This window comes from Micromonospora sp. NPDC047467 (assembly GCF_040643095.1).
Classification (GTDB): Bacteria; Actinomycetota; Actinomycetes; order Mycobacteriales; family Micromonosporaceae; genus Micromonospora.
In genome coordinates, this window is record NZ_JBEYTO010000010.1 from 146,241 (window position 1) to 171,869 (window position 25,629).

General features: G+C 72.6%; 27 protein-coding genes. 17 read left to right on the forward strand and 10 right to left on the reverse strand.

The window, feature by feature from the left end; genetic code table 11:
* Positions 1 to 63 precede the first annotated feature (63 nt).
* A complete protein-coding gene (locus tag ABZ780_RS25805; RefSeq protein ID WP_357487745.1) occupies positions 64 to 1,032 on the reverse strand; it encodes a LysR family transcriptional regulator in 969 nt (322 codons plus the stop codon).
* Between the two features lie 51 nt (positions 1,033 to 1,083).
* Here ABZ780_RS25805 and ABZ780_RS25810 point away from each other — a divergent pair, with 51 nt between their 5' ends.
* Positions 1,084 to 1,998, forward strand: a complete 915-nt coding sequence (locus ABZ780_RS25810) for a serine hydrolase (RefSeq protein ID WP_357487746.1) — start codon at positions 1,084 to 1,086, stop codon at positions 1,996 to 1,998.
* A 154-nt stretch (positions 1,999 to 2,152) separates the two neighbouring features.
* Positions 2,153 to 3,130, forward strand: coding sequence for an MBL fold metallo-hydrolase (locus ABZ780_RS25815; protein WP_357487747.1), 978 nt, complete (start codon positions 2,153 to 2,155; stop codon positions 3,128 to 3,130).
* 35 nt (positions 3,131 to 3,165) lie between these two features.
* On the opposite strand, the gene ABZ780_RS25820 is transcribed toward ABZ780_RS25815, so the two are convergent.
* The 5 genes from ABZ780_RS25820 to ABZ780_RS25840 all read right to left on the reverse strand — a co-directional run bounded on the left by ABZ780_RS25820 (position 3,166) and on the right by ABZ780_RS25840 (position 6,813).
* The gene (locus ABZ780_RS25820) at positions 3,166 to 3,705 is read right to left on the reverse strand and encodes a DUF1697 domain-containing protein (RefSeq protein ID WP_357487748.1); all 540 of its coding nucleotides are present in this window, start codon (positions 3,703 to 3,705) and stop codon (positions 3,166 to 3,168) included.
* A 72-nt stretch (positions 3,706 to 3,777) separates the two neighbouring features.
* Entirely contained in the window at positions 3,778 to 4,341 is a 564-nt protein-coding gene (locus tag ABZ780_RS25825; RefSeq protein WP_357008515.1) for a heme-binding protein, read from the reverse strand.
* A 32-nt stretch (positions 4,342 to 4,373) separates the two neighbouring features.
* Positions 4,374 to 5,123 carry a hypothetical protein gene (locus ABZ780_RS25830; RefSeq protein WP_357008512.1) on the reverse strand — a complete coding sequence of 250 codons (750 nt, stop codon included), beginning with the start codon at positions 5,121 to 5,123 and terminating at the stop codon, positions 4,374 to 4,376.
* A 2-nt stretch (positions 5,124 to 5,125) separates the two neighbouring features.
* Complete coding sequence (locus tag ABZ780_RS25835; protein ID WP_357008510.1) at positions 5,126 to 5,920, reverse strand: ABC transporter permease; 795 nt, start codon at positions 5,918 to 5,920, stop codon at positions 5,126 to 5,128.
* Entirely contained in the window at positions 5,917 to 6,813 is an 897-nt protein-coding gene (locus tag ABZ780_RS25840; RefSeq protein WP_357008507.1) for an ATP-binding cassette domain-containing protein, read from the reverse strand. Before ABZ780_RS25840 ends, ABZ780_RS25835 begins: the two co-directional genes overlap by 4 nt.
* 132 nt (positions 6,814 to 6,945) lie before the next feature.
* Between ABZ780_RS25840 and ABZ780_RS25845 the strand changes: the two genes are divergently transcribed.
* The 4 genes from ABZ780_RS25845 (at position 6,946) to ABZ780_RS25860 (ending at position 10,996) form a co-directional block, all read left to right on the forward strand.
* The gene (locus ABZ780_RS25845) at positions 6,946 to 8,193 is read left to right on the forward strand and encodes a histidine kinase (protein WP_357487749.1); all 1,248 of its coding nucleotides are present in this window, start codon (positions 6,946 to 6,948) and stop codon (positions 8,191 to 8,193) included.
* Positions 8,172 to 8,912 carry a response regulator transcription factor gene (locus ABZ780_RS25850; RefSeq protein WP_357487813.1) on the forward strand — a complete coding sequence of 247 codons (741 nt, stop codon included), beginning with the start codon at positions 8,172 to 8,174 and terminating at the stop codon, positions 8,910 to 8,912. The genes ABZ780_RS25845 and ABZ780_RS25850 overlap by 22 nt, the downstream gene beginning before the upstream one ends.
* Positions 8,913 to 8,988: 76 nt before the next feature.
* Positions 8,989 to 10,413 carry a DUF234 domain-containing protein gene (locus ABZ780_RS25855; RefSeq protein ID WP_357487750.1) on the forward strand — a complete coding sequence of 475 codons (1,425 nt, stop codon included), beginning with the start codon at positions 8,989 to 8,991 and terminating at the stop codon, positions 10,411 to 10,413.
* Between the two features lie 145 nt (positions 10,414 to 10,558).
* Positions 10,559 to 10,996 (forward strand): hypothetical protein, encoded by a 438-nt coding sequence (locus tag ABZ780_RS25860; protein ID WP_357487751.1) that lies wholly within the window; start codon positions 10,559 to 10,561, stop codon positions 10,994 to 10,996.
* Positions 10,997 to 11,095: 99 nt separating this feature from the next.
* Here the strand turns inward: ABZ780_RS25860 and ABZ780_RS25865 are convergent, their stop codons facing one another.
* Positions 11,096 to 11,875, reverse strand: coding sequence for a D-Ala-D-Ala carboxypeptidase family metallohydrolase (locus ABZ780_RS25865; RefSeq protein WP_357487752.1), 780 nt, complete (start codon positions 11,873 to 11,875; stop codon positions 11,096 to 11,098).
* A 304-nt stretch (positions 11,876 to 12,179) separates the two neighbouring features.
* Between ABZ780_RS25865 and ABZ780_RS25870 the strand changes: the two genes are divergently transcribed.
* Together ABZ780_RS25870 and ABZ780_RS25875 are read left to right on the forward strand one after the other, a co-directional pair.
* On the forward strand, positions 12,180 to 12,821 hold the full coding sequence (locus ABZ780_RS25870; protein ID WP_357008492.1) for a hypothetical protein: 642 nt from the start codon (positions 12,180 to 12,182) through the stop codon (positions 12,819 to 12,821).
* A gap of 44 nt (positions 12,822 to 12,865) precedes the next feature.
* Complete coding sequence (locus ABZ780_RS25875) at positions 12,866 to 13,330, forward strand: PPOX class F420-dependent oxidoreductase (protein ID WP_357008489.1); 465 nt, start codon at positions 12,866 to 12,868, stop codon at positions 13,328 to 13,330.
* Positions 13,331 to 13,342: 12 nt separating this feature from the next.
* Here the strand turns inward: ABZ780_RS25875 and ABZ780_RS25880 are convergent, their stop codons facing one another.
* Entirely contained in the window at positions 13,343 to 14,575 is a 1,233-nt protein-coding gene (locus ABZ780_RS25880) for a serine hydrolase domain-containing protein (RefSeq protein WP_357487753.1), read from the reverse strand.
* Between the two features lie 96 nt (positions 14,576 to 14,671).
* Here ABZ780_RS25880 and ABZ780_RS25885 point away from each other — a divergent pair, with 96 nt between their 5' ends.
* The 3 genes from ABZ780_RS25885 to ABZ780_RS25895 all read left to right on the forward strand — a co-directional run bounded on the left by ABZ780_RS25885 (position 14,672) and on the right by ABZ780_RS25895 (position 16,876).
* Positions 14,672 to 15,265 carry a pentapeptide repeat-containing protein gene (locus tag ABZ780_RS25885; protein WP_357008483.1) on the forward strand — a complete coding sequence of 198 codons (594 nt, stop codon included), beginning with the start codon at positions 14,672 to 14,674 and terminating at the stop codon, positions 15,263 to 15,265.
* A 193-nt stretch (positions 15,266 to 15,458) separates the two neighbouring features.
* A complete protein-coding gene (locus ABZ780_RS25890; RefSeq protein WP_357487754.1) occupies positions 15,459 to 16,430 on the forward strand; it encodes a hypothetical protein in 972 nt (323 codons plus the stop codon).
* A 116-nt stretch (positions 16,431 to 16,546) separates the two neighbouring features.
* Positions 16,547 to 16,876, forward strand: a complete 330-nt coding sequence (locus tag ABZ780_RS25895; RefSeq protein WP_357008476.1) for a hypothetical protein — start codon at positions 16,547 to 16,549, stop codon at positions 16,874 to 16,876.
* A 140-nt stretch (positions 16,877 to 17,016) separates the two neighbouring features.
* On the opposite strand, the gene ABZ780_RS25900 is transcribed toward ABZ780_RS25895, so the two are convergent.
* Positions 17,017 to 17,748, reverse strand: coding sequence for an aquaporin (locus ABZ780_RS25900; RefSeq protein WP_357487755.1), 732 nt, complete (start codon positions 17,746 to 17,748; stop codon positions 17,017 to 17,019).
* Between the two features lie 109 nt (positions 17,749 to 17,857).
* Here ABZ780_RS25900 and ABZ780_RS25905 point away from each other — a divergent pair, with 109 nt between their 5' ends.
* Together ABZ780_RS25905 and ABZ780_RS25910 are read left to right on the forward strand one after the other, a co-directional pair.
* Positions 17,858 to 18,931 (forward strand): NAD(P)-binding domain-containing protein, encoded by a 1,074-nt coding sequence (locus ABZ780_RS25905; protein WP_357008470.1) that lies wholly within the window; start codon positions 17,858 to 17,860, stop codon positions 18,929 to 18,931.
* 195 nt (positions 18,932 to 19,126) lie between these two features.
* On the forward strand, positions 19,127 to 19,408 hold the full coding sequence (locus ABZ780_RS25910; protein WP_357008467.1) for an adhesin: 282 nt from the start codon (positions 19,127 to 19,129) through the stop codon (positions 19,406 to 19,408).
* 5 nt (positions 19,409 to 19,413) lie between these two features.
* Here the strand turns inward: ABZ780_RS25910 and ABZ780_RS25915 are convergent, their stop codons facing one another.
* Positions 19,414 to 20,484, reverse strand: coding sequence for a hypothetical protein (locus ABZ780_RS25915; RefSeq protein WP_357487756.1), 1,071 nt, complete (start codon positions 20,482 to 20,484; stop codon positions 19,414 to 19,416).
* Between the two features lie 91 nt (positions 20,485 to 20,575).
* Between ABZ780_RS25915 and ABZ780_RS25920 the strand changes: the two genes are divergently transcribed.
* From ABZ780_RS25920 to ABZ780_RS25935, 4 genes are all read left to right on the forward strand, one after another.
* Positions 20,576 to 21,469, forward strand: coding sequence for a sulfotransferase domain-containing protein (locus ABZ780_RS25920; RefSeq protein WP_357008460.1), 894 nt, complete (start codon positions 20,576 to 20,578; stop codon positions 21,467 to 21,469).
* Positions 21,470 to 21,731: 262 nt separating this feature from the next.
* A complete protein-coding gene (locus tag ABZ780_RS25925; RefSeq protein ID WP_357008457.1) occupies positions 21,732 to 22,124 on the forward strand; it encodes a cupin domain-containing protein in 393 nt (130 codons plus the stop codon).
* 42 nt (positions 22,125 to 22,166) lie between these two features.
* On the forward strand, positions 22,167 to 23,963 hold the full coding sequence (locus tag ABZ780_RS25930) for a glycoside hydrolase family 15 protein (RefSeq protein WP_357487757.1): 1,797 nt from the start codon (positions 22,167 to 22,169) through the stop codon (positions 23,961 to 23,963).
* Between the two features lie 270 nt (positions 23,964 to 24,233).
* Positions 24,234 to 25,610, forward strand: coding sequence for a pectate lyase (locus ABZ780_RS25935; RefSeq protein ID WP_357487758.1), 1,377 nt, complete (start codon positions 24,234 to 24,236; stop codon positions 25,608 to 25,610).
* The last annotated feature ends 19 nt before the right edge of the window (positions 25,611 to 25,629 follow it).

Consider the following 25,629-nt stretch of genomic DNA (forward strand, 5'->3'; position numbering starts at 1 on the left):
ATACCCGGACGGGACGCCGATTCACCGTCCGGGGCGGGTGCGACGAGCGCAACGCCGATCCGATCACCCGGTCGTGTCGAACAACACCGGCCAGGGCCGCGCCGCCGGCACCGACGGCGGGTCGGCCGACGCGGGTGGTGCCGGCTCGGCGTCGGCCAGCACCTCGGCGGCGAGCTGCGCGAACATCGGCGCCGCCGGATGCGCGGACCGGTCCGGCCAGGCCGCCGAGGTGCGCTTCGCCAGCGGCGCGTCGGCGATCGGCCGCCAGGCGATCCGGGGCTCCCGCCGGGCCACCGTGGCCGGCTCCACGGCCACCCCGCCGCCGGCCAGCACCAACCCGAAGAGGAACTCCGGGTTGCGCGCCGGCCGGACCCGCGCCGGCCGCCAGCCGTACCGTCGGCACACCCCCAGCAGGTGGTCGTGCCAGCCGGGCGCGGTGGCCCGGGGTGCGGCCACCAGGTCCAGGTCGGCAAGCGACGCGAGCGGCACCTCCCGGCCGCGGGCCAGCGGCGAGGTCCGCGGCAGCAACACCCCCAGCGGTACGTCGACAGCGGCGCCGAAGCGCAACCCGTCCGCCTCGACCGGGTGGTGCACCAGCCCCACGTCGAGGTTGCGTTCGGTGAGCATCCGGGTCTGCTCGGCGGTGGTCAGTTCGTGCAGCTCCACGTCCAGGCCGGGTGCCCGGGTGGTGAGCCCGTCGAGCAGCGCGCGCAGGGTCACCGCGGGGGTTTCCGGCGGCACACCGGCCCGGAGTACGCCCAGCTCACCCGCGCGGACCTGCCCCATCAGGCTGCGCAGCCGGCCCTCACCCGCGAGCAGTTCCTCCGCCTCGCCGAGCAGCAGCTCACCGGCGGTGGTGAGGCGCACCTGACGGCGGGACCGGTCGAACAGCTCGACGGTCAGCTCCCGTTCCAGCCGCTGGATGGACTGGCTCAGCGGCGGCTGGGCCATCCCCAGCAGCTCGGCCGCCCGCCCGAAGTGCAGCTCGTGGGCGACCACCACGAAGTGCCGCAGGTGTCGGAGCAGGTCCACGGCCGGACCCTACGCCAGCGGCGGCGGGCCGCCGGTGGATACCGTGCGGGCGTGGACGTGGGGGAACGCATCGAGGCCATCTTCGCCGGCGCCGGGGTGACCGCCAGCCTGCACGCCGTCGACCTGGACGCCGTGGACCTGTCCCTCGACCGCGCGGCCGGCGCCGGGCCGGAGGTCGGGGTGCGGGCCGACGAGCAGGTGGTGATCGCCTCGATCTTCAAGATCCTGCTGGTGCTGGAGTTCGCCCGGCAGGTCGAGGCCGGTCAACTGGACCCGACCGAGCGGATCCTGGTCACCGCCGACGACCGGCTCGGCGGTTGGGGTGTGGCCGGCTGCACCGACGACGTCGAGGTGTCGCTGCGCGACCTCGCGTACTTCGCCATGTCGGTCAGCGACAACACGGCCGCCGACCTGCTGCTGCGGCGGGTCGGCCCGGACCTGCTGCCGATGCTCGCCGCCGAGCTGGGGCTGACCCGTACCCGCGTCCTCGGCGGTCCCCGGGAACTGGTCGAGGTGATGCTCGCCGACGTGGGCGCCCGGACCGAGGCGGAGTTCGCCCGGATCTTCCCCACCCTGCCGGACGACCGGGTCCGGGCCATGCGCGTCTTCGACCCGGCGCGAACGACCTCCAGCACGGCGCGGGAGATCACCCGGCTGCTCACGCTGATCTGGCGGGACGAGGCCGGGCCGGCGGCGGCCTGCGCGATGGTCCGCACCTGGATGGCCCGGCAGATCTTCTGGACCCGGCTGGCCGCCGGGTTCCCGCCCGGCGTCCGGGTGTCCGGCAAGACCGGCACCCTGCCCGGTCTGCACCTGGAGGCCGGTGTCGCCGAATACCCCGACGGCGGCCGGTACGCCATCGCCATCTTCGCCCGCGCCGACCAGCTGACCCCGCGCCGGATCGACGTGGACCTGGCGATGGGGGAGGCGGCCCGGACCGCCGTCGAGGCGCTGCGCGGCGGCTGACCTTCCGCCCCGTCCCAGCCGTGGAGCGCGGCCTCTGGCCAGGCCCGATATGCGGCGACGTATCGGAGCCGGCGGTGTTGGATCTTGGACCTGGGCCGGTGCGCGCTGGTTGGCTCGTGTCGACCAACCGCCCGACCACGGGGAGTAGATCCGTATGCCCAACCTCGACCGCCGCCGCTTCCTCCGCGATGCCGCAGCCACCACCGCCCTGGTCTCCGCCGGCGGCCTCGCCGCCACCTCCGCGACCCCGGCACAGGCCGCGCCCCCGGCCGCCGCCCCCGCGCCGACCACCCGCCGCAGCGGTGCGGTGAGCTTCCGCTGGTGGGGCACGGCCGGCTGGCGCGTCGACATCGGGAACCGGACCGTCCTGGTCGACCCGTACCTCAGCCGGATCGACACCGGCCTGTTCACCGGGCCGTTCAACCAGGCGGCCAAGCTGACCGTGCGCGCCGACGTGATCGACCCGCGCGTCGACCGGGCCACGACCGTGCTGGTCACCCACACGCACTGGGACCACTTCATGGACGTGCCGTACATCGCCGGTCGCACCGGCGCGCGGGTGTTCGGCACGCTTACCGCGTACCACCTGGGGTTGGCCTACGGGGTGCCCTCGGGGCAGCTCAACGCCGTCAGGGGCGGCGAGGTGCTGGACTTCGGCGACCACACCATCGAGGTGGTCGGCTCGCTGCACAGCCGCAACGCCTCGTACTCGGTGGCCTTCCCCGGGGTGCGGGTGAGCCCGCCGCCGCTGCCGGCGACCATCGCCGACCTGCCCGAGGGCGACACGCTGGGTTACCTGCTGCGTGTCGACGGTGGGCCGTCGGTCTACTTCACCGGGGCCAGTGACGTCGCCGAGCGCAACCTCACCGGCCTCGCGCCGGACGTCGCCATGGTGGCCATGCAGAGCGCCACCACCACCGGCGACTACCTGCCCCGGCTGCTCGCCGGCCTGGGCTACCCGAAGGTCGTGGTGCCGGTGCACTACGACAACTTCGAGACCCCGTTGCAGAACCCTCCGGTCGTCGCCCCCGCCGACCGGACCCGGTTGAACGAGATGATCGCGGCGATCCGCCGGATCTCGCCGCGCAGCCGGGTGCTGGTGCCCGAGTACGAGACCGCGTACCGCTTCTGACGGCTTCGGTGGGGGCCGGCGCGGCCCCCACCGGGTCAGCCAGCGGTCATCTCGGCCAGGGCGCGCACCGACTTCCAGTTGCGGGTGGTGGCCACCACGGCGAGCTTCTTCTCCAGGTACGCGTTGGTGAACTTCGACCGCCCGTAGCCGCCGTCGGGGAAGTGCAGGAAGATCTCCCGGCCGGTCACCGTGAACGCCACGTTCTCGCTGCCGGGCACGGTCAGCGCGTCCACGCTGGACTGCTTCGGCGCGGTCGCGAGGAAGGCCACCAGCAATCTCGTCGGGTCGTCCTCCCGCTCGGCGTACGGGTTGCCGCCGGCCACCGCCGCCAGTTCCCGGCCGCTGCGCACCAGCACCGGAACCGTCAACCCCAGCTCGTCGGCGAGCGCCCGCTCGATCCCGGCGGCCAGCTTCTCGGCGTCACGCACGCTGCTGCCGAAGGCCACGTTGCCGCTCTGCAGGTACGTCTGCGCGTCGTCATGCCCGAGGTCGGTGACGATCCGGCGCAGGTCAGCCATCGCGAGCCGGACGCCGCCGACGTTGACCCCGCGCAGCAGGGCGACGTACCGGGTCATGGGGTCCTCCTCGGGCTGCCGGGCAGACCCGCTCAGCCTAGGTCCACCGACGGGCCATCGACGACCGCCAGCTCACTCCACCACCGGCAGCACGACCTCGTTGCGGCGCAGGAACCACGGCTTCCACGGCGGGTCGAAGCGCGCGTACCGGATGGCTCCGGTGGGTTGCAGCCCGGCCGCGGTGACCGACCGGCCGAGCATGGTGGCCCGCTGGCTGAACGCCTTCTCCGTCCACCGCCCGGAGAAGCGCATCGCCGCAGCCAGCTGCGCCGGAACCTCGCGTATCTGCACCCGGGCATCCACCGGCTCGGGCAGGGTGGCAGTGGTGCAGGCGGCCGGCATGACGAACTGGATCAGGTACGCGCCCGGCCACTCGCCCTCCACCTGGACCACCGGCACGGTCATCGCGATCTTCTGCGAGCCGCCGTCCGTCGACGGCGCTGGCGTGGCCGCTCCGATCGGGTGCCGGGCACGGTTGGCGCCCCCGAGGTAGGCGGTCAGCGGCCGGAACGCCTCGATCGGCGCCCGGGTGAACGACGTCTGGACCCGCATCTCGGCCACCAGGTGGGCCGGGTACCGACGCAGCTCGAAGCCGGGATGCCGGGCCACCACCCGGTACCGCTGCCGCTCGGTCATCGCGCGCTCCCAGTGATCTCCTGGGAGAGACGCTACCGCCCATCCGGCCTGGGCTCGGCAGAAGTCGTCTCCTGCTGCCCAGGCGTGATCGCCCGCCCGGTCAGCCGCCAGTGCTGCCGCTTCTCCTCGTCGCGCAGCACCACCCCGAGCCGGCCCAACTCCCGGCGCAGCTCGCGGGCGTCGTCGCGGCGATCCTTGCGGACCGCCTGCTCGCGGGCCCGCAGCAGGGCGTCCGCCCCGGTGGGCAGGCCGGGCAGGTCGGGCACCCACAGCCGGTACGCCGAGCGGTGCGGGTCGCCGTCGGCCCAGCCCCAGCCGTGCGCGCGGAACGCAGCCGCCAGCCGGTCGGCCGGCAGGTCCGTCGACTCCCGGGCCAGCTCGGCGCCGTCGGAGTCGAGCAGCACCAGGTGCCCGTCGTCCACGAAGACCAGCCGGGTCTCGGCCCGACCGACGTGCCGGTCCTTGCCGTCGCGGCGGAGCTGGACCTGCGCCGCGTCGACGGTGACGATCAGCCGTTCGGCGGTGCCGATCCCGGCGATGACCAGACCGGCCAGCGCGCCCACCGCCGCGGCGCCGGCGAGGGCCTGCGCGTCGGGCAGCCGGTCCAGCAGCCCGAAGAGCCACTGCACGGGTGCCCACGGCAGCCCGGCGACCCAGCCCGCCGCCAGGGCGAGCAGGCCGCCGGCGCCCGCGCCGAGCAGCGGGAAGCCGCCCCACATGACAGCCAGCTCCAGCGGGCCACCGCTGACCACGGTGTGCGGACGGGTGCCGGCGACGTCCACGGTCAGGACACCTCCCGGCGGAGCGTTCGGAACAGGCCGACGGCCAGCGGGAGGAGCAGCCAGACCAGCAGCGACACCACGAAGCGCCCCCACTGCTCGCCTGTCACGTGGCTGGTGAACAACGGCTCCATGGTCCGGCTAGTGTCCAGCCACTCGGACGGACCGCGCAAGGGCCGGACCAGTTGGCCGAGCACGGTCCAGAGGGTCGGCAGCAGCAGGTAGCCGACGATGGCCAGCGGCGGGTTGAGCAGCACCAGACCGAAGACGGCACCCATCAGGACGCAGGCGACCTGAGCGATCGCCGCGTGCAGGATCAGCGACCCCTCGATCTGCCAGGTGCCCGCGCCGCCCGTGGCCGACGCCACGAGCGTCCCGACGGCGGCGACGGCCAGGGTGACCAGCACCGAGGCGAGCGCGGCCAGCACCACCGCGATCAGCTTCGCGGCCACCACCCGCTCCCGGCGGGGCACCAGCGCGTACGTGGTGAGGGCGGTGCGCTGGGACCACTCGCTGGTGATCGACAGAATGCCCAGCACCGGCAGGAGCGCGCTGACCGGCAGCAGCGACGGAACGAAGAAGGTGACGAGGGTCTGTTCGTCCTTCTCGCCGTAGATCAGCAGGAGGGTGACGATCGCGACGGTGACCAGGCCGATGGTGATCAGCAGCCACCGGCCGGCCCGGGTGTCGGCGAGCTTGCGCAGTTCGACGGTGGTGAGCCGGAGCAGCGACGGGCGGCGTACCGGGGCATGGTGCGAGGGTGCGACGGCTCTGGCGGGGGGCGCGGTGGTGGTGGTCATCGGACGGCCTCCTTGGTGGTTTCGCCGGCGGTCAGCGTGAGGAAGAGTTGTTCGAGGCCGCCGCCGTCGGCGGGGCGCAGCTCGGCGAGCGCGACGCCGGCATCGGCGGCGGCCTGGCCGACCGCCTCGGCGTCGGCCTGCACCAGCAGGCCGTCGGCGCTGTCGGCGGCGGTCAGGTCGGCAGCGGCAAGCGCCCGGCGCAGTGCCGCGCCGTCGCGGGCCCGGACCATCGTTCCGCCGCCAGCCAGCAGCTCGTTCTTGTCGCCCTGGGCCACGATCCGGCCGCCCCCGATAACTACCAGCCGGTCCGCGACCGCCTCCACCTCGCGCAGCAGGTGGGAGGAGAGCAGCACAGTGCCGCCCCGGTCGGCGAAGTCGCGCAGCAGGCCGCGCATCCAGAAGATCCCCTCCGGGTCCAGGCCGTTCGCCGGCTCGTCGAGGATCAGCACCCGGGGGTCACCGAGCAGCGCATGCGCCAGGCCGAGCCGCTGACGCATGCCCAACGAGTACGCCTTCACCCGCCGCTTGGCGGCCACCGCGTTCAACCCGACCAGGTCGAGCTTCGCGGCGACCTCCCGCCGGTCCAAACCCATGGTGTACGCGGACAGCGTCAACGCCTCGCGGCCGGTGCGCCCGGCGTGCTGGGCGGAGGCGTCCAGCAGGACCCCGACCTCCCGCCCCGGGTTGGGAAGCTCCCGGTAGGGCCGCCCGGAGACGGTGGCGCGGCCGGCCGTCGGTGCGGTGAGCCCGCAGATCATCCGCATGGTGGTGGACTTGCCGGCCCCGTTCGGTCCGAGGAAGCCGGTGACGGTGCCCGGCTCGCACTGGAACGACACGTCGTCCACGGCCGGATGCGGCCCGTATCGCTTGGTGAGGTTCTCCACACTGATCATGTCGTCGAGCCTGCCCGCGCCGCCCGGCTATCCGCTGCGGCCACCGGTCGGTGCCGCGTCGACCTTGGTCGACCTGCGGGTCTCGACTTTGGTAGCTGGTTGTCGGTGCCTGTTGCTGCCTAGCATGGGCGCGTGACCAGCATCGCCGTCCCGGAGCACCCCTGGCTGCTGCCAGGGGAGCTGGTGGTGCCGGCCGAGCCCGACCGTGCGCGTCCGCGCCGCACGACCCGCGACTGGGTGGTGGACAGCCTCGCGTTCCTGCTCGGGCTGGTCTGGGTGCTCTACGCCACCGGGGACGCGCTGTCGCCCGACCCGCAGACGGCGGTCGCGCTGCCGCACGACTGGATGGTCGGCGTGGACGCGCTGGTCGGGCTGGTCTGCTGCGGGCTGCTCTGGCTGCGTCGGCGGTGGCCGCTCGGGTTGGCGGTGGCGACCCTGCCGTTGAACCTGTTCTCGATGGCCGCCTCCATCCCGCTGTTGATCTTCTATTTCACCCTCGTGGTGCACCGGCGGACCGCCGTCGCGGTGGCGGTGACCGGGGTCGGTCTCCTCACCAACCTGGTGTTCAGTTGGTCTCGTCCGGATCCGAACATGTCGTACTGGGCCACCGTGAGCTGGGGCGTGGTGATCACCCTCGCCGTGCTGGCCTGGGGAATGTTCGTCCGCGCCCGGCGGCAGTTGATCGTGTCGCTGCGCGACCGGGCCGAGCGGGCCGAGGCCGAGCAGCAGCTCCGCGTCGCCCAGGCCCGCCACCTCGAACGCACCCGGATCGCCCGGGAGATGCACGACGTGCTGGCGCACCGGATCTCCCTGCTCAGCCTGCACGCCGGCGCGCTGGAGTTCCGCCCCGACGCGCCCCCGGACGAGGTGGCCCGGGCGGCCGGGGTGATCCGGGGCAGCGCGCACGCCGCCCTCCAGGACCTCCGCGAGGTCATCGGGGTGCTCCGCGCGGACAGCGGCAGCGACGCTCCGGAGCCGCCGCAGCCCACCCTCGCCGACCTGCCGGCCCTGATCGCCGAGTCGCGTTCGGCCGGGGTGCGGGTGAACGTCAGCGACAGCGTCGCCAACCCGGGGGAGGTGCCGGCGGCGCTCGGCCGGGCGGCGTACCGGATCGTGCAGGAGGGGCTGACCAACGCCCGCAAGCACGCGGCCGGCGCGTCGATCAACGTGGACGTGGCCGGCGGGCCGGGCACCGGGCTGACCGTGGTGATCTCCAACCGGTGGCCTGTGGGCGTGCCCATCGGGAGCGACTTGCCGGGCGCCGGCACCGGGCTGGTCGGCATCACCGAGCGGGTCACCCTGGCCGGCGGCCGAGTGGAGTACGGGCGGGACGAGACGGGCGACTTCCGTCTGGCCGCCTGGCTGCCGTGGCCGGCGTGACCGCGCCGTCGGGCGGGGTCGGGTCGTCGGGCGGGGCCGATTCGGCCGCCGCTGCGGTGCGGGTGCTGATCGTGGACGACGACGCGCTGGTCCGGGCCGGGCTCTCGATGATCCTCGGCGGTCTGCCGGACCTGATCGTGGTGGGCGAGGCGGCCGACGGCGGCGAGGTGCCGGCCGCGGTGGCCGCGTACGCCCCGGACGTGGTGCTGATGGACATCCGGATGCCACGGGTGGACGGGCTGACCGCCACCGAGCTGCTGCGCGCCCAGCCGCACCCGCCGGAGGTGCTGGTGCTGACCACCTTCGACGCCGACGAGCAGGTGCTCCGGGCGCTCCGCGCCGGGGCGGCCGGTTTCCTGCTCAAGGACACCCCGCCAGCGGAGATCGTGCACGCCGTACGCCGGGTGGCGGCCGGGGAGGCGACGCTCTCCCCGACGGTGACCCGGAGGCTGATCGACCACGTGACCGCCGCCGCCCCCGGCCCGGTCGGCCCGGACCCGCGCCGGGAGCGGGCGCTGCGGCTGCTCACCGGCCTCAGCGAACGGGAGCGGCAGGTCGCGGTCGCGCTGGGCCGGGGCCGGACCAACGCGGAGATCGCGGGGGAGTTGTTCATGAGCGTGGCGACGGTGAAGGCGTACGTCTCCCGCCTGCTGACCCGGCTCGACCTCAACAACCGGGTCCAGGTGGCCCTGCTGGTCCACGACGCCGGCCTGGTCTGAGCGTCCCCATCCGTGTTGCTCCGCTGATACGCTCATCCGTGAGTGTTCCAAACTTGGAAGTGTCAGAGGTGACCGCATGGGCGGCTTTGTCGGACGAGAACGCGAACTGGCCCTTCTCAACGACATGCTCGCCCGGGTCGAACGCGGCGGCCGGGCGGGACGGCCAGGCCGTGCCGTGCTGATGCGCGGTCGCCGCCGGGTGGGCAAATCGCGGCTGGTGGAGGAGTTCGTCGAACGAGCCGAGGTGCCGTACCTGTTCTTCACCGCCTCGGCGCAGCCAACTGTGGCCGCTGACCTCGCACTGTTCGTGGAAGCGGCGGCTGCCTCCACGCTGCCAGGCGCAGAACTGTTGTCCGAGCAGCAACCACGGACCTGGGACGCGGCGCTCACCCTGCTTGTCGCCGCGCTGCCGACCGACCGACCGAGTGTCGTCGTCCTGGACGAGATGCCGTACCTCATCGCGACCGACCCGGGCTTCGAGGGAACGCTGCAGAAGGTTTTCGACCGTGCGCTGTCCCGGCAGCCGGTCCTGCTGATCTGTGTCGGGTCGGACCTGGCGATGATGGAGGCCCTGAACGACTACGGCCGACCGTTCCACCAGCGGGCCACCGAGATGGTCATTCCGCCGTTGAGCCCGGCCGACGTCCGCGACATGCTTGACCTGTCCGCCGCCGACGCGTTCGACGCCTACCTGGTGTCCGGCGGCCTGCCATTGATCCTCGACGAGTGGCCGGTCGGTGCACCGGCGCACGAATATCTGGCCGACGCGGTCCGGGATCCAACCTCGGCCCTGCTGGTCAGTGGCGAGCGGGCTCTGGCCGCCGAGTTCCCGCCGCAGTCCCAGGCGGGTCTGGTGCTCCGGGCGATCGGCTCCGGTGAGCGGACCTTCTCGCTGATCTCCCGTGCTGCGGGGGATCTTCCGCAGGCGTCGCTGAGTCGCGCCTTGCGCCTGCTGATCCAGAAGCGGGCGGTGGAGGGCCTCCTTCCGCTGTCGACCAGGCCGTCGCGGGAAACTCGGTACGTGGTGGCCGATCCGTACCTGCGCTTCTGGCTGTCGTTCCTTGGCGCCCACCTTTCCGAGATTGAGCGAGGTCGAGGCGACCTGACCCTGGACCGGATCGTCACGTCGTGGGCGTCCTGGCGGGGTCGGGTCATCGAACCTGTCGTCCGGGAGGCGTTGCGCCGGCTTCCTGGGGACCATCTGCCTGCGGAAGCGGCGGTGATCGGCGGCTTCTGGACGCGGACCAACGACCCCGAGATCGACATAGTTGGCGCCGATCGGGAGCCCGTCGCTCGGCGCATCAGCTTCGTCGGGTCGATCAAGTGGCAGGAGAACCGGCCGTTCGATGCCCATGACCTGGGCCGACTGCTCCTGCATCGGTCCCAGTTGCCCGGCGCCGACGAATCGGTCCCCGTCCTTGCCGTGTCGCGCAGCGGCACCGCCACCGACGGGTTACGCGTGCTGTCGCCGGAGGATCTGCTTACCGCGTACCGGATTTGAACTTTCGTCCGGTGCCGGCCGTACCAATTCTCGAGGATGTCGGTGCGGTAGGTCCGCCGCACCGCTGCCGAACTGCGGGAGGCCTACCGTGCGAGTTGGTGAGCAGTCGACGGATCCCATCGATCAGGTACTGGGTGAGGTGCCGATGCCGGCGCCCCTGACCCCGGAGGATGTCCGGCTCGCGGTCCGGGCGGTGGTCGTGCACACCGCCGAGGAGTGGCCGACCGGGCCGCTGTGCCGCAACGACGGCGCCTCCTACCCCTGCCGGCTGCACCGCTGGGGGCGGCGGGTGCTGGAGGCTCATGGTCTCAACGAGCGGCAGATCGAGGCGCTCATCCAACACGGCAACCCGTTCGTGCACGTACCCTTCCCGTTCACCGCGACCGGGCCGTCGCCCGCGCGCCCCGCCGGCACCCGGCCGGCGACGGCGAGCACCGGGTACCCGGCCCCGACCGCCGGGCGCGCCGGCCTGCCGGCGCGACACCAGGCCGCGCGGGTCGTTCCCCCCGGGGTACGACCCACCGCCGCTGGCCGGCCGGTGACTCCCCCCGTCACCGCGCCGCGCTGGCCTCGGGCGAGCTGAGCGGCGCTACCCCCGCCCGCCCAGCCCGGGGCGACACGACGCCGGCCCGACGCGGAGGTTCCCCACCGCGCCGGGCCGGCGTCGCTCCGGCCGGTCTGCTCAGTTGTTCACTCCGCAGTCGGGGGCGGACCAGCTCGTGGTGTTCGAGCTGCGGTCGCTGTTGTTCTCCCGCCGCGAGTCGAGGTGCACGTGGTCGTCGTGGTCGGGGTAGCCCGGCCCGTAGATCCCGCTGAAGCCGTGGTTGCGGGCGTTGCGGGCGATCTGGCACAGCGACGACGTCCGCGAGGTGACGTCTGCGGCGTTGCCGTAGAGGTGCTGGCTGTCCGAGGCGCCGCCGACCCGGTCGTTGCAGGCCCGACTGCGGAACCCGCTGGACACGTAGAGCGGCTTGTCACCGAGGCTCTTGCGCAGCGCCTCCAGCTTCCACATCGTGCGCAGCGCGTTCTGCTTGGTCTGCGCCGCCGACACGGGGCCGCCGCTCCACCCGCTGCCACCGCAGCCGTTGTCCAGCTCGTTGTAGGTGAAGTGCGCGGGCGTGCAGTCGTTGTCCTGGAGTTGGTACAGCTTGGCGTAGGTCTGCGGGCCGGCGACGCCGTCGGCGCGCAGCCCGTACGCCTGCTGGAACCGCTTGACGGCGGCGGCGGTCTTCGGGCCGTAGCGGCCGTCGTTCTCCACGATGTCCCGGTTGCCAGCCCAGCCCGCGACCCGGATCTGCAACTGGCGGACGTCGTCGCCCGAGCGCCCCTGGTACAGGTTGCGGTTCCAGGTGTAGCAGGCGTCCGCGTGCGCCGCTGGCGCGGCGACCACCGTGGCGATCGCTGCCCCGGGCAGAGCCAGGGCGAAAGCGACAGCAGCTCGCTTCAAGGTGTTTACGCGCACAGAAGTCCTCCCGATAGGAGAGCGAATGGGGTGGCTCCCGGGACATCGACCGGGACGTCCCGTGATTTCCACCCTCGCACCGATCAGGGCGGTTGGCGGCAATTAACGAGAATTGTCCTCACGATTCGCGGTTCCTGGGTACCGCCTGGGAATTCGCCCATTTACGAAACAGCCATTCACCCCGGATCGCCCCGGGTGTACGTCAACCTCACCGAACGTCGCAATCAGTCACACCCGGGGCGATGTTCCGAGGTCGGTGGTGGCCGGTAACGTCAGCGCGAGCGGCGGACTGGCGGAGGTGCGAGTGGCACGCGGTGGTGGCGTCTTCTGTGTCGAGGGTCAGTGGCACCGCGACCTCAATGACCGGGGTTCCGTGCTGCCGACCCTCGAACTCCTCGAACGGCTGGGCAAGATCCGCTTCATCCACAAGGGCGCGGCCACCCGGGACGAGCTGTTCTACTTCCTGGACCGCTGGCTGCTCAAGCAGTACGCCGACCACCGCGTCGGCTTCTTCGCCATGCACGGCGAGCCGAGCCGGCTCTGCCTCACCGACCGGCAGTCGGTGGGGTTGAACGAGGTGGCCGAGCTGATGGCCGGTCGCTGCGAGGGCCGCCGACTCTATTTCGGCAGCTGCTCCGTCCTGCGCGCCTCCGACGCGGTGCTGCGCGAGTTCCTGGAAGTCACCGGTGCGGCTCTGATCTGCGGTTTTACCCGAGAAGTCGACTGGGTCGAATCGGCGGCCTTCGAAACCGTCCTGCTGGACATATTGGTCAATGGGCAGCGGCACAATGCCGCCGAACTGCGGATGGGCTCGGCGCACTGGGCGCCGCTCGCCTCGTACCTCGGCTTTCGGGTGATCTACGCCAACGGCCGGGCCTGGCGGCCGGCGGGCCGGCCCCGCGTGCCCACCCAGGCGGTGCCCCGCGCCGCCGCCCGCCCTCGCTGACCCGCCGCGACCGGCCCGCCCCGACCCTGGTAGGAACGAGAGTCATGGCACGCAGCATCGCGACGAACACCCGGGCCGACCGGGACACCCTGCTCGACTTCCTCCGCCCACGGCACCGCGTCGTGCTGATGACCACCCGGGCCGACGGTCGCCCGCAGTCGTCCCCGGTCTCCGCCGGCATCGACGGTCAGGGCCGACTGGTCATCTCCACCTACCCGGAGCGGGCCAAGGTGGCCAACATCCGCCGCGACCCCCGGGTGTCGGCCTGCGTGCTCTCCGACGACTGGAACGGGCCCTGGGTGCAGGTCGACGGCACCGCCGAGGTGCTGGACCTGCCCGAGGCGCTGGAACCGCTTGTCGAGTATTTCCGCAGCATCTCCGGCGAGCACCCGGACTGGGACGACTACCGGGCGGCGATGGTGCGCCAGGGCAAGTCGTTGATCCGGGTCACCATCGACGCCTGGGGGCCGATCGCCACCGGCGGATTCCCGGCCCGGCTCGCCGACTGACCGCCGGCCCGGTCAGTCGACCAGCGCGGCGTAGACCAGTTGGCGCAACTGGGAGCGCAGCGGGTACGTGCTCGACGGCATCAACTGGGTGAAGAGGAGCGCGGTGATCTCCTCGGCCGGGTCCACCCAGAACGCGGTGCTGGCCACTCCACCCCAGTAATATTCGCCGACGTTGCTCGGCACCCGGCTCGGGATCGGGTCGTCGACCACCGCGAAGCCGAGGCCGAACCCGATCCCGTCGAGGGTGGTCTCGGCGAAGCCGCCGGTGGACAGTGTGCCCAGGTCCTGCCCGCCGGGCAGGTGGTTGCGGGTCATGAAACGCACCGTGCGCGGCCCGAGCAGGCGTACGCCGTCCAACTCGCCGCCGCGCAGCAGGAACTGGGTGAACCGGTGGTAGTCGGCGGCGCTGGAGATCAGGCCCCCGCCACCGGAGTGCAGCACGGGCTTGTAGTGCGCGATCGAGCCGAGCCGGTCGTACCGGGCCGCCCGGCCGCTCCGCGGGTCCGGCGCGTAGAGGGTGGCCAGCCGGTCGGCCACGTCGGCGTCGACCCACCAGCGGGCGTCGGTCATGCCCAACGGGCCGAAGATCCGGTCGGCGAAGAACGCGTCGAGGCTCTGCCCGGAGACCACCTCGATCAGCCGGCCGAGCACGTCGGTGGCGACCGAGTAGCCCCAGGCGGTGCCGGGCTGAAAGAGCAGCGGCAGCTCGCCGAACGCCGCGCAGGCGCCGGCCAGGTCGACCTCCGTCGGCGGGTACAGGTCGTAGCCGGCCGCCCGGTAGAGCCCGTCGACCACGGAGGTCTGCATGAAGCCGTACGTCAGGCCGGAGGTGTGGGTGAGCAGGTGCCAGATCCGGATCGGCTCGGTCGCCGGCACGGTGTACGGCTTGAGCGTCGAGCCCTTCGAATAGACCCGCAGGTCGGCGAACTCGGGCAGCCAGCGGCTGATCTCGTCGGTCAGCTCGAAGCGGCCCTCCTCCCACAGCATCATGGCCGCGACCGAGGTGACCGGCTTGGTCATCGAATAGATCCGCCAGAGTGTGTCGGCCTCGACCGGGGCACCCGACTCCCGGTCCCGCAGCCCGTACGTCGAGGAGTGCGCCACCTCGCCGCGCCGGGTGACCACCACCTGCCAGCCGGCGAGCCGGCCGTCGTCGACGTACGCGCCGAAGTGCTCGTCGATCCGCGCGAGCCGCGCCGGGTCGAAGCCGATCTGGTCCGGGTCCGTGCTTCGCGCCACACTCACGCCGCCGAACCTACTTGGCGGTACCACGATGTCGGAAGGGGGTGTCCGGGGGCTGGTCGACGGGCTGCCGTCGGTGGGTGGCACTAGCCTGGTCGGATGCCGGAGTTGACCGAGGGTGTGACCTTCCGCCACGAAGACTGGTACGGCGAGGAGTTGACCGACCGGCACTTCGTCGGCTGTGAGTTCTTCGAGGTGGACCTGACCGAGGCGGTCACGCGCGGCGCGGTCTTCACCGGGTGCACGTTCGGCAACGTGTTGTTCAACGCGTCCCGGCACCTGGATTCGGCCTTCACCCGCTGCGTCTTCAAGCGGTGCAACTTCTTCGAGGCCGAGTTCACCGGCTGCAAGCTGGTCGGCAGCACCTTCGTCGAGTGTCAGCTTCGTCCGCTGCGGGTCGACGGTGGCGACTGGTCGTTCGTCGCGCTACCCGGCGCGGACCTGCGTGGCGCCTGGTTGAGTGACGTGCGGATGCGCGAGGCCGACCTGGGCGGCGCCAACCTGACCGGTGCCACGGTGGCCGGTGTCGACCTCTCCGGCGCGCAGTTGCAGAAGTGCCGTCTCGGGGGCGCTGACCTGCGGCGCAGCGACCTGACCGCGCTGGACCCGACGACCGTGGAACGGGCCGGCGCGATCGTGGACGTCGAGCAGGCGGTCGTCATCGCGCAGGCGCTCGGTTTCCGGATCGGCTGACGCGGGGCGCTCGCCCTCGACCGGCCGTTCACGCCCGGGTCCGCCTGTCCGATACCGTCCGGTTCCGGACTGGACACACCCACCCGTCCGGATCTAGCGTGTCGACCACGCCGGTGCAAACGTGAGACGGCCCACAGTGGACGGTGTGGTCCGCCGCAGCCGATTTCGGTCAGGCGGCGGAGTGGAGGGGTCGGTGGCGGACGAGGACCGCACGCGGGCGCAGTCACGGGCCGGGAGCGAGCCGACCAGCCGACCGGCGTCGCACCGGCCACACGCCGTCGACGCCGCGCAGACCCGCAGCGCGCTGCGCAGGCTCGCCCGCGCCCGCCGGCGGCGGCGCTGGGCGCTGGAGGGGATCGCCGCGCTCGTCTGCCTGATCGTCCTGGGTTCGTACCTCGGCACGCGTGCCGCCCCCGAGCCGGGGGACGACCCGGGCGGTGGACCGGGTGGCGTGCCCGCCGGAGCCGCCCGCCCCACCGGCCTTCCCGCTGCCGAAGGGCGTACCAACGAGGCGGGGCCGGCGACGCCGGGCCTGCGCCCCCGGGAACGCCCGCCCTCGCCCGAGCCTTCGTCGGCCAGCGCGCCCGCTCCGCCCGCCCCACCAGTCGGGTCGCCGGCCGCGGCGGCGCTCTCGGTGAGCCGGGCGGAGGCACCCGCCGAGATCGACCTCAGCGCCGTGGGCACGCGGGACTGGATGCACTGGGGGCTGCGCGGCGGCAACTCGACCGTCCGCAAGCGCTCCGGCTCGGGGGAGATCGTCGACGCGGGCGGCAAGGGCGACCGGGTCGGCTGGGACGGCAACCAGGAGGTCGTCCGCTGGTCCGACGGCGCGCCCGAGCGGTCCGCCGGCGGCAGCCCGGACGGCGTCTACACCTGCGGCGTCGGCAACGGTTTCAGCCTCGCGATCGCCGGCAGCGGTGAGCCGCGCACCGTCCAGCTCTACGCCGGGATCTGGATGGCGCGCGGTCGACTGGACGCCCGGCTGTCAACCGGGGGGCCGGTCAGTACGGTGCGGCTGGAGGACCCGTACACCAGCCAGAGCGCCCAGTTCACCATCCGGTTCGACCTGCCCAGGGGCGCCCGGCTGGTGTTGACGTGGACCGTCGAGAAGGTCTTCACCCCGCACTGCGGCAACGTCGGCCTCCAGGCCGTCGCGCTGCGCTGACGGTGCCGGTCGCGCGTCGCGTCCACGAGTCGGGACAGTTTGTCCGTCGCCCTCGGTCGATGCTGCCGTAACTTTCTGCTGTCCCCGTCCAGCCATCCACTGTGGAGGCAGCGCAGATGAGCAGCAGCACCGCCCACCGCGTCCGTCCCGCCGCTACCTCCGGCGCCGATGAGGTGCCCGGGGAGGTGCTCCGCGACATCCCCCTGCCGCCGTACGTGACGGGCGAGGACGCCCAGTTCGCGGTGCGAGCGGTGGTGGTCCACGCGCCTCGGCGGTGGTCCGGCGGGGTGATCTGTCGCAACGACGCCAACCCGCACCCGTGTCGGCTGCACCGCTGGGGCACCCAGGTGCTGGCGCTGCGCGGGCTGCGGGCCGCCGAGATCGCCGCGCTCATCGAGCGCGGCGACCCCGCGGCGGTGCCCCCCACACCGGACCGCCCGGCCTGAACGGTGGCGGGGGCACGTGCCCCCGCCACCGTTCAGCAGGTGATCGGCTTGACCCAGGAGCACTCCACGCCCTCCGGGGTGCGCGGCGTCTCCGGCACCGAGGGCGGTGCCACCCGGCCGATCTCCTTGGTGGGCGGAGGTTATTGCCGTTCGGGTTCCGGTGGCCCGCCGACCGACCTCTTGTGCCCGCCCCAGTAGTGCCGCTGCGCCCCCATGGCCAGCGGTGCTACCAGCGCGGCGAGTGCCCCGCCGAGCAGCGGGAAGACGATGAAAACCCAGAGTTGGCGCAAGGCCACGCCACCCTCGAAGACGGCCGGGCCGAAGGCGCGGGCCGGGTTGACCGCAGCTCCGGTCAGCGTCACGCCGACCAGTTGCGTGGCGGCCAGGGCCAGCCCGATGGCCACCCCGGCGGTGCCCGGAATCTCGCTGCGGCTGGTCACCACCAGGACGACCAGCACGAAGAGGAAGGTCAGCACGATCTCCAGGACGGCCGCGCCGCCCCGGTTGACGTGCGCGCCGTACCCGTTCGAGCCCAGCGCTCCGGTCTGGTCCGCCACGTCACCCCAGCGGGTCAGCGCCCAGAGGATGAAGGCGGCCACGGTCGCCCCGGCGAACTGCGCGATCCAGTAGGCCACCGCGCCGAGCAGCGAGATCTTTCCGGAGAGCAGCACGCCGAGCGTCACCGCAGGGTTGACGTGGCTGCCGGACAGCGGGCCGATCATGTAGACCAGGGCGAGCATGGCGAACCCGAAGGCCAGCGCGACCACCACCACGCCACCCTGGACCCTCGCGGCGACGGCGGCGCCCACACCGAAGAAGACCAGCAGTAGCGTGCCGAGGAACTCGGCTGCGGCGCGACGGGCATCGTCCATTCCCTGAGCCTAGGGACAATTTGGGTTTTTTGGTGCAGGAATCGGCGCTGTGACCGGCGCGACGGGCGGCTGCGGGCACAGCGGAGGCGGCCCTGACGTTGCACAACGCGTGGGCACCCATTCCGTCGACGTCGTGGTGATCGGGGCTGGTCAGGCCGGCCTGAGCGCCGCCTACCACCTGCGCCGCACCGGCTTCGCTCCCGGCAGCGGCTTCGTCGTCCTCGACGGCGACGACGGCCCGGGTGGAGCCTGGCAGCACCGCTGGCCGACGCTGCGCCTGGAGCGGGTGCACGGCTTTCACGACCTTCCCGGGATGCCCTTCCCGCCGGCCGACCCGCAACGCCCGGCCGCCGAGGCGGTCCGCGCCTACTTCGCCCGCTACGAACGGGCCTTCGACCTGCCGATCCGGCGACCGGTACGGGTGCGCGAGGTGCGCTCCCGCCCGGACGGGCGGCTGGACGTCCACAGCGACCACGACCGGTGGACGGCGCGGGCACTGATCAACGCGACCGGCACCTGGACCCGTCCGTTCTGGCCGCACTACCCGGGCCGTTCCTCGTTCCGGGGTCGGCAGCTGCACACGGCCGACTACCAGGGGCCGGCGGAGTTCGTCGGCCGTCGTGTCGTGGTAGTCGGCGGCGGCACCTCGGCCGTGCAACTGCTCGCCGAGATCTCTCCGGTGGCGGCCTCCACCACCTGGGTGACCCGCCGCCCGCCGCAGTTCACCGACGGCGAATTCGGCCCGGAGCGGGGTCGGGCCGCGGTGGCCCTGGTGGACGCCGCGGTACGCGCCGGACGCCCGCCGGGCAGCGTGGTGGGCGTGACCGGGCTGCCGGTCAACCCCGAGATCCGCCAGCTCCGGGAGCACGGCGTCCTCGACCGGCTACCCGTCTTCGATCGGATCACGCCCGACGGGGTGACCTGGGAAGACGGGCGGTTCGTCCCGGCCGACGTGATCCTCTGGTGCACCGGCTTCCGTGCCGCACTGGACCATCTCGCCCCGCTGGCTCTGCGTGCGCCGGGCGGTGGAATCGTCATGGACGGCACCCGAGTCGTCGCCGACGACCGGATCCATCTGATCGGTTACGGCCCCTCGGCGAGCACGATCGGCGCCAACCGGGCGGGCCGCGCGGCGGTCAACGAGATCCGCGCGTTGCTCGCCCCTGCCCCCGCTCTCGACTGACGCGGCTCTATTTGACGGATCGCCCGACAGCGGGCACCGTGGGCAGGGAAGGGGCCTGTCAGCTGCCCCGATTCGACGCGACGGCGATGCCCGTCCGCCTCTCCTGCCGCCTCCCACGTGTGTTCGTGCGGGGGGCCGACTGCCCGGTCTGCGCGAAAGCGACCGCGAGCCGAGAATCCACGAGGAGTTCCGCAAATGCTCACCATGACCGACAACGCCGTGCTCGTCATCCGCGACCTCGCCAACCAGCAGGACGTGGCCCAGGACGGTGGGGTGCGGATCGCCGCCGACGCCGATGCCGGGTCGCTCACCGTGGAGTTGGTGCCCGAGCCGGAGCAGGGCGACCACGTGGTCGACAACCAGGGCGCCCGGATCTTCCTCGACGCGGACGCCGTCGAGTTGCTCGGCGACGCCTCGGTGGACGCCACCGTCGACGACGAGGGCATCATCCAGTTCGGGTTCACCGAGCAGCAGTAGCACTCCTACCTCGGCGGTCGTCCCCGCTGCGGCGGGGCCGGCCTGGGGTGCCAGCCGGGCAGGGTGTCGTCGGGCGGGCGGGACAGCGTGGCGAGCACGTGCGCCAGGTGGTGCGACGTGCTCCACGCCGTCCAGTTGGCGGCCGATCCGGCTCCGGCGCCACGGCGTGCCCGGCGCAGCAGCTCATGGTCGCCCCAGGAGAACGCCGCGCCGGTGTTCGGCCAGTGCGGCGCCGACACCAGCGCGCGGCACAGGTCGGCGAACCGGTCGTCGCCCCGCCCACCCCGCCGGGACCAGCGGTAGACCCACCAGCTGCCCTCGGCGGTGTACCGCACGGTGGGCAGCCGGTCGCCGGGGTCACTGGAATCGGCCACGGCCGGCCCGACGCCGTAGTCGCCGTAGTCGACCCCGGTGTCGCTCAGCCGCTGCCAGAGCTGCCAGTCCCAGCGGTCCAACCGGACGGGCTCGTCGCTGGGCAGCCGGGACAGTGTCGGCGGCATCCCGCCGGCGGCCACCGTGACCGAGCGCCAGGCGTGGCGGCGGGCCCAGGCCAGCAGCCGCCGTACCCGCGGCTCGGCCACCCGCACGTCCGCCGGGCAGCACACGTCCCCGGCGTCCACCAGCAGGTCACACTCCTCCGGCGCCAGCGCCGTGAACCGCCAGATCCGTTCGACGGCGGTGGTGCTCGCGTCCGGCCCCGCCCGGTCCCGGGCGGCGCGCAGCCGGACCAGCGCCCGCCCGGCGTACGCCCGGGCCGCCGCGCCGTGCGCGGCCAGCCGCCGGTCACTCTCCGCGAGCCCGACGACGGGCATCAGGGGTACGCCCCAACGGGCCAGCTCCGGGTCGGCGGCGTCGGGCAGGGCCGTGACATCGACGGCCGGCAGCAGCCCGACCGGCAGGCGGCGGAGAGCATCCATCGTGGATCGGTCGACGGCGTCGATCTCCAGGATCGGGGCGAGCAGTGGGGTGACCGCGGGGTCGACATGGTGCAACGCCTCCAGCTCGCCGCGTCGGCGGCTGGCGAGGATGGGGCGGTAGACCGGTTCCGCCGCCCGGCCCCCGTGGGCGGGCACCATAATTCAATCTAGCCAGGCATTCGCATGCCTTCCCAGCCGCCGAGGCGAAAATCCGGTCCCTGACTGTCGGTTCGGCGACTACGCTCGCCCGATGCCCGCACCAGCGCGCCGCTACCGCAGCGAGGACGAGGACAGCGCACGCTGGGTCGGGTTCCCGTTCCGCGACGGTGACATCGTGATCAGCACGCGGTCCAAGAGCGGCACCACCTGGATGCAGATGATCTGCGCGCTGCTGGTGTTGGGCACTCCGGAGCTGCCAGCGCCGCTGATCGAGCTGTCACCCTGGCTGGACTGGCGGGTCGAGCCGCGGGACGCGGTGTACCGCCGGCTGGCCGCCCAGCCGCACCGGCGGTTCATCAAGACGCACACCCCGCTGGACGGAGTGCCGCTCGACCCCCGGGTGCACTACGTGGTGGTGGCCCGGCACCCGCTGGACATGGCGGTCTCCCTCTACCACCAGGCCGGCAACCTGGACAAGGTTCGTCTCCGCGAGCTGACCGGTGATCCTGCTCCGGCGGGACCGCCACGAGCGCGCCTGCCGCTGGAGCAGTGGTTGCCGAGCTGGGTCGACCGCGAGGTGGACCCGCGTGCCGAGTTGGACTCGCTGCCGGGGGTGCTGTGGCACCTGGGCGACGCCTGGGCTCGCCGGAACGCGCCGAACGTCGAGCTGGTGCACTACGACGACCTCCGGGCCGACCTGGGCGGGCAGATGCGCCGGCTGGCCGACCGGTGGGGCCTTTCGGTGCCCGCCGAGCGCTGGCCAGACCTGGTCGAGGCGGCCACCTTCGGCCGGATGCGGGAGCGCGCCGACCAGCTCGCTCCGGACGCGCTCGGTGTGCTGCGGGACCGCCGGGCGTTCTTCCGCCAGGGCCGCTCGGGTCAGGGCCGGGACCTGCTGGACGCGGCCGAGCTGGCCCGCTATCGCTCGCGTACGGCCGCTCTCGCGCCGCCCGACCTGCTCGCCTGGCTGCACCGCGACTCCTGACCGGTGGAGTCTCGCGAGCCGGCCGGACAGACGAGCGCACGGCGCCGTTCGACCCATGGTCGGAACGTCGCCGCGCTCTGGCCGTCTCCCACCGTCGCAGCCGTTCGGCGGTACGCCAGCGGGGACCTGGCTCGACCGGCCGTTCGCTCCGGTCAGAGTGCTCGATCCCCCTTGCGCGCGAATCCAAACCCGCCGACCGTGGGGAATTCCACCATTTGCCAGTCCCGGCGTGACGCGTCGCCGAACGGGGTATGAGCGGAGCATGGAGCATTTCACTATCGCAACCGTCGCCGAGAAGAGCCCGGACTTCCGGCGGGTGCTGTGGACCGGGGAGCACACCCAGCTGGTGATCATGACGATCCCCCCGGGTGGCGAGATCGGCGAGGAGGTGCACGAGGGCATCGACCAGATCCTGACTTTCGTCAGCGGCACCGGCGAGGCCCGGGTCGCCGGCGCGAAGCGGGAGGTCGTCGCGGGTGACCTCGTTGTCGTCCCGTCGGGCACGAAGCACAATTTCGTCAACACCGGCCCGAACCCGCTGGTGCTCTACACGGTCTACGGGCCGCCGGAGCACGCCGACCAGGCCGTGCACCACACCAAGGAGGAGGCCGACGAGGCCGAGGCCGCCGGCAAGGACGAGCCGCCGACGGCGTGAGCGCGGCGGCCTGATCCGGGCTCATCCGGGTACCCCGCGCGGGTGCAGCAGCCGCCGATCTCCGACTACGGATTCCTCTCGGATTCCCGCTCCGGTGCGCTCGTCGGCAGGGACGGTTCGGTCGACTGGTGGTGCCCGAGCCGGTTCGACGGCGCCTCGGTGTTCGGCCGGCTGCTCGACCCGAGCGCCGGGCACTTTCGGGTGGCCCCGGTCGGCGCGGGTGGCCCCGGCCACCGCGTGGAGCGGGCCTACCGGCCGGACACCCTGGTGCTGCGGACGGTGCACCACACGCCGCACGGCAGCGTGGCGGTCACCGACGCGCTGGCCGCCGAGATCGGCGCACGCGCCCACGAGTTGGGGATGCACTCTCCCGCCGTGCTGATCCGGGTGGTCGAGGGGCTGTCCGGGCGGGTACGGATGGCGTTGGACTTCGCGCCCCGCCCCGAGTACGGCCTGCTCACGCCGTACCTGCACGAGCAGCCGGACGGCGGGGTGCTGGCCGGCGCCGGCCCGGTGGTGCTGGTGCTGCACGTCGGTGGCCTGTCGCTGCGGGCCGACCGGGACCGGGTGACCCAGGAGTTCGAGGTCTCCGCCGGCCAGGTGGTCGGAATGGACGTGGCGTTCGGTGACACCTACGGCGACCCGCCGGCCCGGCTCGACCCGGTGGCCACGCTCGCCGAGACGACGCGGGCGTGGGAGGCGTACCGGGAGACGCACACGTACTCCGGCCGGTACCCCGACCTGGTGCGGCACAGCGCGACGGTGCTGACCGGCCTCACCTACGCCCGCAGCGGCGCGGTCGCCGCGGCGCTGACGACGTCCTTGCCGGAACGGATCGGCGGGGACCGCAACTACGACTACCGCTTCTCCTGGCTGCGGGACTTCTCGCTCACCATGCGTGCGCTCTGGGTGGCGGCCTGCCCGGACGAGACGTCGCGGCTGTTCGCGTGGGCCGCCCGGTCGATCGGGCGGATCGGCGACGAGCCGGTGCCGGTGCTCTTCGGGGTGGAGGGCGAACGTGACCTGTCCGAGCACAACTGCACCCACCTGCGCGGATACCACGGCAGCCAGCCGGTCCGGATCGGCAACGACGCGTGGCGGCAGCGGCAGCTCGACGTGCCGGGTGAGGTCGTCTCGGCGGTGTGGCGGCTGCGCGACTACCTCGGCACGACGTTCGAGGAGGAGTTGCGTGAGATGGTGCTCGGGCTGACCGAGCAGGTCGCCGGGACGTGGCACCTGCCGGACCGGGGCATGTGGGAGACCCGCGACGAGGAGCGGCACTACCTGTCGTCCAAAGTGCTCTGCTGGCTGACGATGGACCGGGCCGTGGGGCTCGCCGACCGGCTCGGTGAGCGGGCCGACCCGCGGCGCTGGGCCGCCGTCCGCGACGAGATCCGCGACGCGGTGCTGCGCGACGGGTGGAACGACCGGATCGGGGCGTTCACCGGCGCGTTCGGCTCGGCGGAGCTGGACGCCTCGGCTCTGATCCTGCCGGTGGCGCAATTCCTGCCGGCCACCGATCCGCGGATGCGGTCGACGATCGCGATGGTCGAACGGGAGTTGGGCACCGAGGACGGACTGATCCGCCGGTGGACGACCGATCCGGCGGGTTTTCTGCTCTGCTCGTTCTGGCTGGTGGAGTGCCTGGTGATGACGGGGGAGCCGACGCGGGCCGAGGAGTTGTTCGAGCGGGTGGTCGGGTACGCCAACGACGTGGGCCTGTTCAGCGAGCAGATCGACCTGGCCACCGGGGCGCAGCTCGGCAACACACCGCAGGCGCTGTCGCACGTCGGTCTGATCAACGCGGCCTGGCGGCTGACCGAGCCGGAAAGCCACTGACCGGCCCGCAGCGCCTGACCGGCCCGCGTGCGCTCGAATCCTGCAACAGACCTGCAAGCGCCAGGCATTGACGCTGATGGTTGAGCGGTCCTAGCCTCGAAGGGGCGGGAAAGCCCTTTCCCCACGGCTTTGATCCCGCTTTCACCCCGCTCCGGAGCAGGGCATCCGGCGGGGCACACCGATCCCAGGCCAGGGCAGTTCACCATGCCGGTACGTCCCCCGCACGCCACGGCCGTCGGATCGCCACCACACGCGTCAAGGAGGACACCTGTGCAGAAGAGACGACACCCCGGCCGACGACCACTGCTGCTGGCCGTCGGCGCGGGCGTGACCACCGCGGCCCTCGCCGCCGGAATGACCTCGGCTTTCGCGGCCACCGTCTTCAGCGACAACTTCAACGACGGCGACACCTCTGGCTGGTCCAAGTCCGGCGGCACCTGGGTCGTCGACGGCTCCGGCGTGCTCAACCAGACCAACGCCGGCAGCGAGCTGGCCCGGCAGTTCGCCGGCGACACCAGCTGGACCAACTACTCCGTGCAGGCGCGGGTCCGGCCGGCGAGCTTCGGCTCGTCCAGCGCCCTGGTCGGGTTGGCCGCCCGGTCGACAAGCAGCACGAAGATGTACCGGCTGGCCCTGCTCGGCTCCGGCCGCGCCGAGTTGCAGGCCGTCAACGGCAGCAGCATCACCGCGATCGGCTCCGCGTCGCTGGGCATCGGCACCGGCAGTTGGTACACCCTGCGCATCGAGGCCAGCGGCAGCACCATCCGCGGCTTCGTCAACGGCACCCAGATCGCCTCCGGCAGCAACAGCCTGGCCGGCGCGGGTCGGATCGGCCTGGTCACCGCGTACGCCAGCGGCGGCTTCGACGACGTGACGGTCGACTCGTCCGGCGGTGGCACCCCGACCACTCCGCCGGCCACCACCGCACCGCCGACCACGCCGCCCCCCACCACGCCGGGCCCGACCACCCCGCCGCTGGCGGGCTGGCCGACGCCCACCGGCAGCCAGAAGGTGAACGCCACCATCGGAGTCTCCGGCACCTTCGACGGCGGGCTGAAGCGCTACTACGGCATCGGCGACGGCGGGCAGAGCGAGAGCCAGGACCCGATGTTCGAGCTGGCCGCCGGTGCCACCCTGCGCAACGTGATCATCGGGGCGCCGGCCGGTGACGGCGTGCACTGCGAGGGCAACTGCACGCTGATCAACGTCTGGTGGGAGGACGTGGGCGAGGACGCCGCCACCTTCCGCGGCGGCACCACGTACACCGTCGACGGTGGCGGCGCCCGGTCCGCCAGCGACAAGGTCTTCCAGCACAACGGCTCAGGCACCGTCTACATCAAGAACTTCCGGGCCGAGAACGCCGGGAAGCTCTACCGGGCCTGCGGCAACTGCTCCACGTCGTACCAGCGGCACGTGGTGATCGACAACGTGGTCGTCCGGGACACCGACGCGATCGCCGGCATCAACACCAACTGGGGCGACACCGCCCGGTTCAGCCGGATCACGATCGTCGACGACTCGGGCCGTGACACGTCGATCTGCGTCAAGTACAAGGGTGTGCCGAAGGGCAGCGAACCGACCAAGATCGGTGAAGGTGCCGACGGCGTCAACTGCTTCTACTCATCGTCCGACATCACCTACCAGTAGGCAGGCACGGTGGCACCGG

Bases quoted from the DNA above. Each gene is read 5' to 3' on its own strand.
- ABZ780_RS25815 (WP_357487747.1), top strand. From the start codon at position 2,153: ATGCCCAACCTCGACCGCCGCCGCTTCCTCCGCGATGCCGCAGCCACC.
- ABZ780_RS25820 (WP_357487748.1), bottom strand. From the start codon at position 3,705: ATGACCCGGTACGTCGCCCTGCTGCGCGGGGTCAACGTCGGCGGCGTC.
- ABZ780_RS25825 (WP_357008515.1), bottom strand. From the start codon at position 4,341: ATGACCGAGCGGCAGCGGTACCGGGTGGTGGCCCGGCATCCCGGCTTC.
- ABZ780_RS25835 (WP_357008510.1), bottom strand. From the start codon at position 5,920: ATGACCACCACCACCGCGCCCCCCGCCAGAGCCGTCGCACCCTCGCAC.
- ABZ780_RS25840 (WP_357008507.1), bottom strand. From the start codon at position 6,813: ATGATCAGTGTGGAGAACCTCACCAAGCGATACGGGCCGCATCCGGCC.
- ABZ780_RS25855 (WP_357487750.1), top strand. From the start codon at position 8,989: ATGGGCGGCTTTGTCGGACGAGAACGCGAACTGGCCCTTCTCAACGAC.
- ABZ780_RS25860 (WP_357487751.1), top strand. From the start codon at position 10,559: ATGCCGGCGCCCCTGACCCCGGAGGATGTCCGGCTCGCGGTCCGGGCG.
- ABZ780_RS25875 (WP_357008489.1), top strand. From the start codon at position 12,866: ATGGCACGCAGCATCGCGACGAACACCCGGGCCGACCGGGACACCCTG.
- ABZ780_RS25885 (WP_357008483.1), top strand. From the start codon at position 14,672: ATGCCGGAGTTGACCGAGGGTGTGACCTTCCGCCACGAAGACTGGTAC.
- ABZ780_RS25895 (WP_357008476.1), top strand. From the start codon at position 16,547: ATGAGCAGCAGCACCGCCCACCGCGTCCGTCCCGCCGCTACCTCCGGC.
- ABZ780_RS25900 (WP_357487755.1), bottom strand. From the start codon at position 17,748: ATGGACGATGCCCGTCGCGCCGCAGCCGAGTTCCTCGGCACGCTACTG.
- ABZ780_RS25910 (WP_357008467.1), top strand. From the start codon at position 19,127: ATGCTCACCATGACCGACAACGCCGTGCTCGTCATCCGCGACCTCGCC.
- ABZ780_RS25915 (WP_357487756.1), bottom strand. From the start codon at position 20,484: ATGGTGCCCGCCCACGGGGGCCGGGCGGCGGAACCGGTCTACCGCCCC.
- ABZ780_RS25920 (WP_357008460.1), top strand. From the start codon at position 20,576: ATGCCCGCACCAGCGCGCCGCTACCGCAGCGAGGACGAGGACAGCGCA.
- ABZ780_RS25925 (WP_357008457.1), top strand. From the start codon at position 21,732: ATGGAGCATTTCACTATCGCAACCGTCGCCGAGAAGAGCCCGGACTTC.